12 protein-coding genes are annotated in these 12,649 nt (G+C 37.3%); 10 read left to right on the top strand and 2 right to left on the bottom strand.

The window, feature by feature from the left end; all coding sequences use genetic code 11:
* From QNH29_RS09390 to QNH29_RS09400, 3 genes are all read left to right on the top strand, one after another.
* Nucleotides 1-447: a YlbF/YmcA family competence regulator gene (locus QNH29_RS09390; RefSeq protein WP_283864523.1), complete on the top strand. Its 447-nt coding sequence runs from the start codon at nucleotides 1-3 to the stop codon at nucleotides 445-447.
* Nucleotides 448-673: 226 nt separating this feature from the next.
* Nucleotides 674-1,219, top strand: a complete 546-nt coding sequence (locus QNH29_RS09395) for an outer spore coat protein CotE (RefSeq protein WP_283864524.1) — start codon at nucleotides 674-676, stop codon at nucleotides 1,217-1,219.
* Nucleotides 1,220-1,335: 116 nt separating this feature from the next.
* Nucleotides 1,336-1,536: a hypothetical protein gene (locus tag QNH29_RS09400; RefSeq protein WP_283864525.1), complete on the top strand. Its 201-nt coding sequence runs from the start codon at nucleotides 1,336-1,338 to the stop codon at nucleotides 1,534-1,536.
* A 23-nt stretch (nucleotides 1,537-1,559) separates the two neighbouring features.
* Here QNH29_RS09400 and QNH29_RS09405 read toward each other — a convergent pair whose 3' ends face one another.
* Nucleotides 1,560-2,138 carry a GNAT family N-acetyltransferase gene (locus QNH29_RS09405; RefSeq protein ID WP_283864526.1) on the bottom strand — a complete coding sequence of 193 codons (579 nt, stop codon included), beginning with the start codon at nucleotides 2,136-2,138 and terminating at the stop codon, nucleotides 1,560-1,562.
* Nucleotides 2,139-2,256: 118 nt separating this feature from the next.
* Between QNH29_RS09405 and QNH29_RS09410 the strand changes: the two genes are divergently transcribed.
* A complete protein-coding gene (locus QNH29_RS09410) occupies nucleotides 2,257-2,907 on the top strand; it encodes a protein kinase family protein (RefSeq protein ID WP_283864527.1) in 651 nt (216 codons plus the stop codon).
* 26 nt (nucleotides 2,908-2,933) lie between these two features.
* On the opposite strand, the gene serC is transcribed toward QNH29_RS09410, so the two are convergent.
* Nucleotides 2,934-4,031 carry a 3-phosphoserine/phosphohydroxythreonine transaminase gene (serC, locus tag QNH29_RS09415; protein ID WP_283864528.1) on the bottom strand — a complete coding sequence of 366 codons (1,098 nt, stop codon included), beginning with the start codon at nucleotides 4,029-4,031 and terminating at the stop codon, nucleotides 2,934-2,936.
* Nucleotides 4,032-4,496: 465 nt separating this feature from the next.
* On the opposite strand from serC, the gene QNH29_RS09420 reads away from it, so the two are divergent.
* From QNH29_RS09420 to QNH29_RS09445, 6 genes are all read left to right on the top strand, one after another.
* Nucleotides 4,497-5,687 (top strand): MFS transporter, encoded by a 1,191-nt coding sequence (locus QNH29_RS09420; RefSeq protein WP_283864529.1) that lies wholly within the window; start codon nucleotides 4,497-4,499, stop codon nucleotides 5,685-5,687.
* A gap of 249 nt (nucleotides 5,688-5,936) precedes the next feature.
* Nucleotides 5,937-8,228, top strand: a complete 2,292-nt coding sequence (locus QNH29_RS09425; RefSeq protein ID WP_283864530.1) for an arylsulfatase — start codon at nucleotides 5,937-5,939, stop codon at nucleotides 8,226-8,228.
* 85 nt (nucleotides 8,229-8,313) lie between these two features.
* Nucleotides 8,314-9,564 (top strand): anaerobic sulfatase maturase, encoded by a 1,251-nt coding sequence (locus tag QNH29_RS09430; RefSeq protein WP_283864531.1) that lies wholly within the window; start codon nucleotides 8,314-8,316, stop codon nucleotides 9,562-9,564.
* Nucleotides 9,565-9,783: 219 nt separating this feature from the next.
* The gene (locus QNH29_RS09435; RefSeq protein ID WP_283864532.1) at nucleotides 9,784-10,632 is read left to right on the top strand and encodes an alpha/beta fold hydrolase; all 849 of its coding nucleotides are present in this window, start codon (nucleotides 9,784-9,786) and stop codon (nucleotides 10,630-10,632) included.
* Nucleotides 10,633-10,745: 113 nt separating this feature from the next.
* Complete coding sequence (locus QNH29_RS09440) at nucleotides 10,746-11,405, top strand: GntR family transcriptional regulator (RefSeq protein ID WP_283864533.1); 660 nt, start codon at nucleotides 10,746-10,748, stop codon at nucleotides 11,403-11,405.
* A 34-nt stretch (nucleotides 11,406-11,439) separates the two neighbouring features.
* Nucleotides 11,440-12,633 (top strand): acyl-CoA dehydrogenase family protein, encoded by a 1,194-nt coding sequence (locus tag QNH29_RS09445; protein ID WP_283864534.1) that lies wholly within the window; start codon nucleotides 11,440-11,442, stop codon nucleotides 12,631-12,633.
* The last annotated feature ends 16 nt before the right edge of the window (nucleotides 12,634-12,649 follow it).

The raw sequence follows: 12,649 nt of genomic DNA on the forward strand, positions 1-12,649 counted from the left end.
GTGGCGAAATATACAAAAGACGATATCGTCGCTCGTGCACAAGAATTAGCACGCATGATAGCAGAAACGGAAGAAGTTGATTTCTTTAAACGTGCAGAAGCACAAATTCACGTAAACCCAAAGGTTAGTACATTAATCTCGGATATTAAGGGGTTACAAAAGCAAGCCGTTAATTTACAGCATTACGGTAAGCCCGAAGCATTGAAAAAAGTAGAAGACAAAATTGCTTCGATTGAACAGGAACTCGATGAAATACCAGTTGTTCAAGAGTTTAAGCAGTCCCAATTAGAAGTAAATGAACTGCTTCAGTTGATTGCTACTACAATCTCTAATAAGGTAACAGATGTTATTATTGAGTCAACTGGCGGAGATGTCTTAAAGGGTGAAACAGGCGCAAGCATCCATAATGGTGGATCTTGCGGACACGATCACGACCACGAACATTAAAAAAAAACCAGGCTGTTTTTAAGCCTGGTTTTTTTGTGTGCATTAATCCCTTATAGAAATATTCCTCTTTCCTTAAAGTACATGCCTAAAATGGAACCTACCTTAAACTCCCGCATAAAATGAACTATGACTAAACTTTTAACCAGTATTCGCAGAAATTTATCGCACACTAGTCTAATATCTTGCATAGGATGAATTGAAAATGAATGAGGAGGGTTCGCGCGAAATGGGAGAATACAGAGAGATAATTACGAAGGCCGTAGTAGCGAAAGGGCGTAAATTCACCCAGTCCAATCATACGATTAGCCCGGCACATAGTCCAACAAGCATTCTTGGATGTTGGATTATCAACCATAAATACAACGCGAAAAAAGTCGGCAAAACTGTAGAAATACACGGCTCGTACGACATCAACGTTTGGTATTCATTTAATGATAATACCAGAACAGAAGTAGTAACTGAGAAAGTACAGTATACGGATGTCATTAAGTTACGATACCGTGATCATGATTGCTTGGATGACAATGAAATTTGTGCTCGAGTCTTGCAGCAGCCAAATTGTTGTGAAGCCGTTATTTCCCCAAATGGCAATCGAATTATTGTTCATGTTGAAAGGGAGTTCCTAGTGGAAGTCATTGGCGAAACGAAAGTATGTGTCGCCGTTAATCCAAAGGGATGCCATGATGATGACGATGATTGGGGAATGGATGTCGATGACGAAGAATTTGAGGAATTAAATCCAGATTTCTTACTCGGCGTCGAAGAAGAATAAACATACTAGGAAGTCTCTACTTCCTAGTTTTTTCTTTTTTATTATCTTATAATAAAAGAAAGAATGTATGATAAAAAAGAAAAATCAGCAATCTATTTTTAGGAGGTGTCACAGATATGGAGCCTAGACAACCTGGAAATAACAAACTGCCTGATTTCGATCAACTAAACGACAGAATCATTGCGGAACAGCCGTCAGAACCCCATTTAATTATTAAGACTAATCTTGACCCGAAGGATTCTACTGAGAATAACCCCTATTATCAGGGGAAGGAAGCCAATAATCCCAAAGCATTTAGAGATTACTTTGAAGAATAAAAGCCTGGATTTTTTCCTGGCTTTTATTTATTAGCTTGTGCACCTAAAGATGAAGCTGCAAGCAGTTCCCATTCACGCTTAAGTAAAGAAAACATATTGGTTGTATGAAATGCGTTGTTTTGAAGCAAATAATCACGTAAAACGCCTTCTTTTTTGAAACCTAACTTTTCAAGCAGATTACTTGAAGCTTGGTTTTCAAGGTATACAACAGCACCTATACGGTTTAAATTCAATTCTAGAAAGCTATATCGCAAAACCTCTCTTATGGCTTCAGTAGTGTAGCCTTTCCTCCAATAGGAAGGATGTATTTCATAGCCAATTTCTGCTTTTTTATTTTTAAGCTGTAATGCATTCAAACCTAATGTACCGATAAATTTGTTATTTTCCTTCAGGACTATTCCCCAGCGTATGGACCGCTTTTCATAAAAATTCTTTTGGAACATGTCAATTAACTTTTTTGCTTCTTCCATAGAGGTAAAACGATCCGTCCCGTAATATCTGGTTACTTCCTCTAATGATAAAATTTCAAATAAGCTCACAGCGTGATTAGGTATAATTTCTGTTAGTTTTAGTCTTTCAGTTTCTAAGATTGGAAATAACACAATAACACCTCACTAAAAAATCATTTTTAAAAGTTAAGAATAATTTATCTACTCTAAGTGTATATGAGATGTATACTAAAAGGAAAGAAATATTATCTGGTTGTTTTGAGGTGTACAAATGAAAATTGAGAAATATACAAGACTAATTGGAAATGAATTATTACCCAATATTCAATTATCAACGGAAGGACCATTTGAACCGATTATTGTAAAAAATTTCTCGAATACTTGGCAAACAATTGGGAGCGGAAATTATGCAGGGGTATTTTTACATCGGTCGAACCCCAATTGGGTTGTAAAGGTGTATGGAAGAAGCCCTGAGGACTTAAAAAAAGAAGTTGAAGTATATAAGAAGCTAGGGAATCATCCATCCTTTTCTTCATTAATTGACTATGGAGATAATTATTTAATTTTAAGAAGGATTGATGGCGTTAATTTGTTCAATGCAGTAGTGAAAGGAATTCGAATCCCCGAGTCAGTTATTCACGATGTTGATGAGGGAATTGAGTATGCAAGGTCGGTTGGACTAAATCCCTTTGATGTACACGGGAAAAATGTTGTGATGAGTAACGGGAGAGGGTATATAGTAGATGTATCAGATTTTTATAAGCAGGGTAAATGCCGCAAATGGGATGATCTAAAAAAAGCTTATTACAACATTTATCTGCCTATTATTTATAAATTTAATATTCCTATACCTTTCTTTATCGTTAACAGTGTCAGAAAAGGATATCGTTTGTTTAGAAAAATAAAAAAGGGAAGTATATAAAATTATATATTTCCCTTTTAGCTTACTTATCGATTTTCATTTTGAAATTTTACCATGAATTCACTAAAGGCTTTACAAGTTTCATAAGGGACAGCATTGTAAGTAGACGCACGGCAGCCTCCAACAGAGCGGTGTCCATTTACACCGATAAAACCTTCACTCTTCGCTTCAGCTAAGAACTTCTTCTCTAATTCTTCATCCTTCACTCGGAAAGTAATATTCATCAGTGAGCGGCTTTCGACCTCAGCATGACCAACATAAAATCCATTACTTTGATCGATTGCGTCATAAATAAGTTTTGCTTTTTCTTCGTTTCGTTTAGTAAGTTCAGTAATCCCGCCTGTTTCTTTAATCCAGTTCAAAACTTCACCAAGCATATAAATACCAAATGTAGGTGGTGTGTTATATAAAGAGTTGTTTTTTGAATGGATGCTATACTTTAACATAGTCGGAATGTTTGGATTCGCTTTTTCAAGAAAATCCTTTCGAATGATTGCTACTGTAACACCAGATGGACCAAGATTCTTTTGAGCTCCAGCATATATCAGTGAAAATTTGCTGACATCAAAGGGCTTGGATAAAATATCACTGGACATATCCGCAATCAATGGCACATCACCTGTATCAGGGAAGTCCTTCCATTGTGTCCCGTATATTGTATTATTTGATGTGAGATGAATATAGGCATCTGTCGGATTGTATTTCAACTCATCAAATTGGGGGACACGGCGATATTGTCCTTCCTTCGTAGTAGCTACATGGTAAGCATCTCCAAAAAGTTTTGCTTCGGAATATGCTTTTTCAGACCATGACCCGGACATTATATATCCTGCTTTTTCTCCCGGTTTCAAAAAGTTCATGGGAATCATTGAAAATTGAAGACTTCCTCCTCCTTGCAGAAAAAGGACCTCGTAATTTTCAGGAATAGATAACAATTCTTTTAGAAGTGCAATGGCATTGTTATGTACTTCCTCATAGGCAGTACTACGATGGCTGAGCTCCATGACGGACATGCCCGTACCACGAAAATTGATAAGTTCCTGTTGAGCTTTCTCAAGAACTGCTAACGGAAGGGCAGAAGGGCCTGCATTAAAGTTATAGGCGCGCTGGATAAGTGTATTCATTTTTTCACTCCTATTTTTTATTTATTAGAATATAACATATTTTCTATCATTTTAAATCAACTAAATTTAGGTGAAGCGCTTACATTCAAAAAAACTTAGCTATATAAAAATAATAGGTCATATCCCTAATAATTAGAGTTCTTATTTAAAAATAAATTAATTAAAAAATAGTAGAAAATCGGTGTTTTTTTTATTATAAAAGAGAAAACTTTGTAAGAAATTATTTGGAAAATAAAAAAGATTATGAATATATTGACAAGTATTTTAAGCGACTGTAGAATTACAGTTAGCAAAAGAAAGCGCGTTTTTTACGGTTTTTACCGGTAAAATCGTAAAAAAAATAAATGTAAAATTTCAGTTGTAAAAAGTAATATTTAAGCCGTTGTTGCTTGCTGGCCACAAGCACAGCAAAAAAGTTCTCTGTGAATTGTAAACGATTACAAATAGATACAAGGGGGATAAAAAATGGCAAAAAATATCAGTAGGAATATGCTAAAATTTTTGGTCGTCATTCTAGCTTTCCAAGATGTTGCAGCAGGAGTAGCAGGATCCATCATGGCCGACATTATTAAGGCATTTCCAGAATATGATCCCACCATTGTCATGTTGGTAGCTACTTTTCCGGGTCTTATACAAATTGTACCTGCGTTATTTTATGGAAAACTAACAAAAGTATTTAAAAAGAAAACATTGCTATTTATCGGATTGACTTTATTTATTGTAGGTGGAACACTGCCAACATTTATTGATAATCTCCCATTAATTATTGCAATGAGAGGACTCTTAGGACTCGGTGTTGGTATTACAATGCCGTTATCTATTGATATCATTACGGATTTCTTTGACGGAAGGGAAAGAGATTTCTTAATTGGTTTTGGAACCTCCACAATTGCATGTATTGGAGCAATTTTCTTCCAATTAGGCGGCGGGATATTAGCAGATTCCTTTGGTTGGCAATATGGATTTCTTACTTACCTTTTCCCAATATGGATACTCGCATTGACTATGTTATATCTTCCTGAACCTGAGAAGAAACAGGCATCAGAAGTGATTGGCTCAAAGGCTAAGGTAAAGCTTCCAAAGGCAATCTATTGGGTTTGCTTAGGTCAGGTATTTTATTCTGCATTAATTTTTGGTTATGTAACAAACATTTCTGTTGTTATTCAAGGTGATAAATTAGGTAATGCAACGGAGGCAGGTTTGGCAATCTCTATATTTACTTTTGGGACACTGCTAGCTGGGTTTGTGTTCGGAAAAGTAAAACATGCACTTCCAAACTTCTATCTTCCAGTCGGAGTTTTTGTAACTGGATTAGGGATGGTAATTTGTTACTTTTCTCCAAATTTGGCGATGATTTTTATCGGTAGTGTCATCGGCGGAGCTGGGATGGGAATTGGACTTCCTGGAGTATTTACCAAAGTTTCAGAACTTACTCCTGTAGGTGCTCCTCCTCAAGTAGGGTTAGTCGTAGTGGGCCAAGGATTGGGTGGTATCATTGGACCATTTGGTTTTCAAGCTATCCAAAATATTTTTAATCAAGATATTGGCCGTTTCCCACTAGCGATCAGTTCTGTTGGATTAATTCTATTAGCTCTAATTTGGGCGGTAACCGTTATGAAACCGAAAAAGGATTTAGAGGTGACTTTAAATTCATAAAGATCCTTAAAAATTGAAGACACCTCATTCTTTTAGGTAGTGAATAACTGAAATCACTACAAAATAGATTGGGGTGTCTCCTATTTTAGCGGAGATTGTAAGGGCGGATTATATTAAAAAGACCAGAGGATATGGCTGGAGTCTGTTTGATCCTAACATATAATCAATCGGATTATGTTGCATGACAAAAGTTTATCGTTGACGGCACTATGGCTAGTGCTAGACTCACTGAATAGAGGGGGAAATAGGTTGGATCATCAATTAAAAGTATGGAATAAATCACCGTTTCAAAAGTTTACAGTGTTCGCGTCTGCTTTGGCACTATTATCAGGATGTTCATATAAAAACCTTTTGGAGCAGGAAGTAAAAGCAGAAACAAATAAAACAAATGGACAGAATGAAAAAGGGAAGCAGAAGGAGGGGGAAGACTCCCAAAAACCCAATATCGTATACATTGTTTTAGATGATTCAGGGTTTTCCGACCTTGGAAGTTATGGTTCGGAGATCCAAACACCCAATCTAGATTGGTTAGCTGAGAATGGACTGCGCTACAACAATTCTCATGTTACCCCAGTGTGTTCGCCAACCCGAGCTGCATTGCTAACGGGCCGCAATCCTCATGATATTGGAATGTCAACTGTAGCTAATTTTGATATGGGTCCGGAGTATCCGAATAAACGTGGACGAATCTATCCGGAGGCTGGCACGATAGCAGAGGTACTTAAAGAAGAAGGCTACAGTAGCTATACATTAGGGAAGTGGCACTTAGCGCCATCTCATCAAGTAACTCCTGCCGGCCCATATGAAAACTGGCCGCTCGGTAAAGGCTTTGACAGGTTCTACGGAATACTTGAAGACTCTAGTGATCAATATAGGCCAGAGCTAGTTCAAGATAATAGTTTTATTGAAGTTCCGGAAAAGGAAAACTATCATTTCTCGGAGGATATCGTTGACAAAGCCAACCAGTATGTCGCCGATCATGCATCTGTGAATCCAGAAAAACCATTCTTCTTGAATTTAGCGTTTGGCGCTCAGCATCAGCCGGTTCAGGTGCCACAGAAATATATTGATATGTATAAAGGAAAATACGATGAAGGCTGGGATAAAATCCGGGAACAAAGGTTTAATAAGCAAAAAGAGCTAGGAATTATTCCGAACGATGCTGTGCTTGCACCACTAAATCCAGGAGTGAAACCATGGGATCAACTTACGGAAGTCGAGAAAGAAACGTTCACACGCTTTCAGGAAACGTATGCGGGATTTTTAACCCATACAGATGAGCAAATTGGCCGATTTATTAATCATCTGCGTTTTATTGGGGAATTAGATAATACCATGATTGTTTTCTTATCGGATAACGGGGCAAGCGCAATGGGGAAGGCTACAGGTTCAATAAATCATACAATGGCCTATAACGATATGCCGGAAACACTCGACGACATTGTCGAGAATATTGATCATTTTGGAACTGATAAAGCAAAAGTCGAATTTCCAGCTGGCTGGGCTCAGGTAAGTAACACTCCTTTTAAATTATATAAATCAACGATGTATGAAGCTGGAATTAAAACACCTTTAATTATATATTACCCGAAAGGCATTAAGGACAAAGGGGAAATCCGACATCAGTATGTCCACGTAAGTGATATTACTCCGACTGTCTATGATATTGCAGGAATTGAGTTGCCGCAAGAAATCAAGGGAGTGAAACAAATACCGCTTCAAGGTGAGAGTTTCGCTGAAACATTTGAAGACGCAGGCGCTCCAGGTAAAGAAACCCAATATTACGAAAATAATGGACAGCGTGCCATTTACCATGACGGTTGGAAAGCAATTGCACGTCATACAAAAGGACAGCCATATGAAAATGATGTATGGGAACTTTACCATTTAGCTGAAGACTCTACTGAATCAAACAACCTTGCAGCTAAAGACACCAAAAAATTAAAAGAACTTCAAATATTATGGGATAAAGAGGCAAAGAAATATGATGTTATTCCGATGACTGACATTATGGGTGACGGGTTCTTAGTTATTCCTAGTGATTCTAATCGTAACCGTAACACTTTTACCTTCTATCCTGGCATGTCTCTGCTGCCAGAAGGTGCGGCACCATTTATCATAAACCGTCCATATTCCATTACAGTTCCAATTAATCGGGAAAGTTCTGCTAATGAGGGAGTACTAGTGGCACTAGGAAACTATGAGAGCGGTTATACACTTTATATTAAAGATAACAAACTAGTTTATGAATATAACATAGGGACAAAAGTTTATCGGATTGAATCAGCTGCTCCTGAGGGCCAATCTACCATTAAATATGAGTTTATTCCTACGGAACTTCATAAAGGAAAAGGCAGTCTTTACATTAACGGGGAGAAATTAGGGGAAGTAACAATTGATCAAACTCATAAATTTAAAATAAGCTTTGAAGGATTGGACATCGGAAGAGATACACATTATCCAGTGAGTCCAGCATACGAAAGTGAAGGGGATTTTGAGTTTTCAGGTGACCTCGAAAAAGTAGTTTACGAACTAAAATAATGATAAAGGTCTAAGCAAAGTCAGTAAGCCAGTAACAAGCATCCGTGTTACTGGCTTATATTTTAAAGAGAAGAGGGAAGGAAAAATGGAAAAAACACAAACAAAAGGTTTTCATATTCTAGCAAAACCTTCTGGACCTATTTGTAATTTAGATTGCAATTACTGCTTTTATACAGAAAAAGAAGCCCTCTTTACAGGGGAAAATAAGTTTCGAATGTCAGAGGAGATTATGGAGGAGTTCATAAGCCAATACATAAAATCTCAAGATGTTGATGAAATACCATTCGTATGGCAGGGCGGAGAACCGACCTTAATGGGCCTTGATTTTTACAAGCGAGTAATTAAATTACAAAAGAAATATGGGACAGGAAAACGAATCACCAATTCGCTCCAAACAAACGGAACACTATTGACTGAAGAATGGTGCCGATTTTTGGCCAAGCACAATTTTCTTGTAGGCTTGAGTCTTGACGGGCCAGAATTCATTCATGACCGCTATAGAGTTGACCGGGGGGGGAAACCAACTTTTCATAAGGTGCTAAATGCACTTCGTTTATTAAAAAAATATAATGTTTCGTTTAATGTACTAGTCTGTGTAACAAAGAACGCTTCTATGTATCCGCTAGAAATTTATAACTTTTTTAAGAAGGAAGGAGTAGAGTTTATACAGTTTATTCCAATAGTGGAAAGAATGCCAGACACCGAAGCGATAAAACTTGGCCTTCGTCATGCGACACCGCCTTCTGTAAAACAGGAAGAAGCCCAGAAGGCTGTCACTAAGTGGACAGTAGAATCAAAAAAATATGGGGATTTTTTAATTGCCATTTTCGATGAGTGGGTAAGAAAAGATGTCGGTAAAATCCATGTAATGAACTTTGAGCACGCACTTACATCGTGGTTAGGACTTCCAGCTACAACATGTTTTTTTGCCGAAACTTGTGGGAGGGCAGGAATTGTTGAACACAATGGCGATGTGTATTCCTGTGATCACTTTATGTATCCTGAATACAAGCTTGGCAATATCTTTGATAACACGTTTAGTAAGATGATTGATTCAAGTAAGCAGCGAGCGTTTGGAGAAATTAAAAAGTCATCTTTACCTAAGTATTGTCAAAGTTGTGAGGTTCGTTTTGCCTGCAATGGAGAATGCCCTAAACAACGATTCCTATTAACTCCTGACGGTGAACCAGGCTTAAACTATTTGTGCACAGGCTACAAAAAATACTTTCATCATATTCACAAATATATGAAAGTAATGGTCCAACTAATTGAAAATGGTTTGCCAGCAGCTGAAGTTATGGAAGTTATTAAAAGACCGCTTATTGTTAAAAGATAATACATTTAAAGAATTTTATCCATAACAGACGATAAGATTGAATTAAATAAATCTTTAGAATTGATTGACATATTGGTTATCGGTAAGTAAAATTATAGTTAGTTAATGAAATCGCTTTTTTAAGGGTTTTATACTACATAAACGATATTAAACATAAGAACTAAAATTTTAGTAGAGGAAATTCAATTGAATAAATGGTAAATTGGGGGGTAATGATGAATGGCTGAAGTAATAAAAAGAAAAATCCAAACCGGAAACTATCAAACTTTTATCAATGAAGGTGGAAATAAAAAGTCATCTGAGACGATAATTTTTTTACACGGTAGCGGACCAGGGGCAAGCGGAGAATCGAATTGGAGAGAAATTCTACCTCGTTTTCAAAGTAAATTCCACGTTGTTGCACCAGACATTTATGGCTTTGGTAATACAGATCACCCTGAAGAGTATCCTCAAAATGGAGCAGAATGGATGCAGATTCGGGTAAATCAAGTACTTTCCTTAATGGACGCTTTAGAGGTTGAAAAAGTCCATTTGGTTGGAAATTCCTTGGGCGGTGTTATTGCACTTCACCTTCTTATGTATGCTCCGGAAAAGTTTGACCGTGTCGTCCTGATGGGAGCAGGAGGCGGTTTGAAAGAACCTACCCCAGAACTTGCAAAATTAGCAAACTTCCACAAAGATCCAAATCCTATCGCATTTAAAAATCTATTAAGCTGGTTCTTATACGATAAAAGCTTTCTAGAAGATAAGTTGGAAAAAATTGTAGCAGAACGTTTAGAGTTGTTCTTAAGACCGGATGTACGCCGATCTTATGAGGAAAATTTTACAAAATCACATCTGTCTGACATGCTTGTTCCTCCTTCAGCACTTAAACAAATGAATCATGAAATGTTACTTATTCATGGACACCAAGACCGATTTGTACCGCTTGAAAGCAGCCTTTACGTTATGGATTATTTGCCTAATGCACAGCTTCATATCTTCAAGCGTTGCGGACACTGGGCACAGGTAGAACAAAAGGAAAGATTTATCAAACTAACCTCTGATTTTTTCAACGGTGAAATATAGAAATAATAGTAGATTATTTACGTTCAAACGAATACACCGTTGATACCTAGACTACTAGAGGAATTCCGAATATTATAGGGGTAACAATAAATGAGAATTGAAGGTGTATTAAGATGAAAATAGATCAGGCTTATCGCTATATTAAAAGACAAATTATAGATGGAGTATGGGTACCTGATACAGCCATCAATGTTAATGAAGTTTCTGAGCATTTAAATATCAGCCGGACTCCCATACACAAGGCTATGACAAAACTTGCAGAAGAAGGATTCTTGTCAGTCATTCCTCAAGTAGGTGTCTTTGTAAAAAGACCAGATATGGAAGAAGTTATGGAGCGATTATTGGTCTGTACCAACCTGGATGCATTAATGACCGAGTATGCAGTAAAAAATTTAAATGATGATGAACTTTCTCAAATGTATACGATTTTAACTAAGATGGATAACCTGGAAATTTCTGAAGAAGAGTATTCTTCCCTCAATATTGAGTTTCACACAATAATATATAAAGCGGCAAAGTTACCTTATACTTTTACTCTTGCAAATCAGCTATGGGATTACTTGAATTATGTTGGCAATCCAGCATTGTTATTTTCACTAGATAGAAGAAAGCAATCGCAGGCGGAGCACTGGATGATTTACTATAGCTTAAAAGAGCGGGATGCTAAACTAGCAAAAAAGCTAATGGAAAAACATTTAACACGTATAGCAGAAAGCGTCAGCGAGAAATATCAGAAAATGGGTATAGCTCAAGAAGTGGTTAACGAAGTTTAAATGGTACGACAACCATATTACGGGAGGTTTTCTTATGAACCAAAGCGTGTTGGAAACGAAAAATGTATTAGTGGACAGAGCAAGGGCTCTTATTCCGAAACTGCGTGAGTTTAGCCAAGATATTGATAAAAATAGTAGAATTCCAGATGAAATTATTGAAGATTTGAAGAATGAGGGACTCCTGAAGGTACTCAGGCCGCATATGTTTGGCGGTTATCAGACAAATATGAGAGCGTTCACAGAGGTGGTAACAGAGATTTCCCGAGGTAACGGTTCGGCCGGCTGGTTCGTTTGCCTTAGCAATATTCGTGACTATATGATTTCCTATACATTTGGAGAGAAAGCATTAAATGAGATTTATTCTACTGGAAAAGATGTTGTGTTAGCAGGTAACTTTAAACCTATTAAATGTAATATCAAAAAGGTCGAAGGCGGATATTTTGTTGAAGAAGCCCAGTGGCCGTTTGTTTCCGGTAGCCCACATGCCGATTGGTGTTATTTCGGATTCCCTCTAGTAGATGAAAATGGCGGAATGGAAATGGCCATTATGGTGGTACCGCGTGAGGAAATTGAGATTATTGATGACTGGAATGTTATGGGATTAAAGGGTTCTGGCAGCAATAGCTGTAGAATTCAAAATGTTTTCGTTCCAGAACACCGTGTATCATTGGATCGCTTAGCGAGCAAAGGTCATTACCTAATTGATCCGCTTAAAGACGTTTCATTATATAGATCTTCTTTTGTGCCATCTCTTACTTTATCCATTGTAGGACCGGCATTAGGTCTTGCTCAGGCAGCTATGGATCTCTATATGGAAAGACTTCCGAAAGCGGGAATTGGGAACACCTTCTATCATAAACAAAATGAAGCACCAATCACACATCACCAGGTGGCAGAAGCACAATTGAAAATAGATACTGCTGAAATGTTTTTATACCGGGCTGTCGATAAAATTGATAGCTATGCGGAACGTGGAGAGGTAATGGATACGGCTGAAATTGTAAAAGTGAAGGCAGATTTCGGCTATGTAAATCAATTATGTAAGGAAGCAATTGATCTTCTTGTTGCTGGAGTCGGTTCCATGTTTACCTACCATAATAATCCTCTACAATTAGTCTATCGTGATTTTTTCGCCATGCATTTACATGGTTTCATAACACCTTCAAGTTTAATCGAAACATATGGAAGAGTCCTTTGCGGCCAAGAACCGAATACCTATTTTGTCTAAATTTAAATGAAAGGGC

Origin of the sequence: Neobacillus sp. DY30 (assembly GCF_030123065.1) — a bacterium.
GTDB lineage: Bacteria > Bacillota > Bacilli > Bacillales > Cytobacillaceae > Neobacillus.

Bases quoted from the DNA above. Each gene is read 5' to 3' on its own strand.
- QNH29_RS09395 (WP_283864524.1), top strand. From the start codon at position 674: ATGGGAGAATACAGAGAGATAATTACGAAGGCCGTAGTAGCGAAAGGG.
- QNH29_RS09400 (WP_283864525.1), top strand. From the start codon at position 1,336: ATGGAGCCTAGACAACCTGGAAATAACAAACTGCCTGATTTCGATCAA.
- QNH29_RS09410 (WP_283864527.1), top strand. From the start codon at position 2,257: ATGAAAATTGAGAAATATACAAGACTAATTGGAAATGAATTATTACCC.
- serC (WP_283864528.1), bottom strand. From the start codon at position 4,031: ATGAATACACTTATCCAGCGCGCCTATAACTTTAATGCAGGCCCTTCT.
- QNH29_RS09420 (WP_283864529.1), top strand. From the start codon at position 4,497: ATGGCAAAAAATATCAGTAGGAATATGCTAAAATTTTTGGTCGTCATT.
- QNH29_RS09430 (WP_283864531.1), top strand. From the start codon at position 8,314: ATGGAAAAAACACAAACAAAAGGTTTTCATATTCTAGCAAAACCTTCT.
- QNH29_RS09435 (WP_283864532.1), top strand. From the start codon at position 9,784: ATGGCTGAAGTAATAAAAAGAAAAATCCAAACCGGAAACTATCAAACT.
- QNH29_RS09440 (WP_283864533.1), top strand. From the start codon at position 10,746: ATGAAAATAGATCAGGCTTATCGCTATATTAAAAGACAAATTATAGAT.
- QNH29_RS09445 (WP_283864534.1), top strand. From the start codon at position 11,440: ATGAACCAAAGCGTGTTGGAAACGAAAAATGTATTAGTGGACAGAGCA.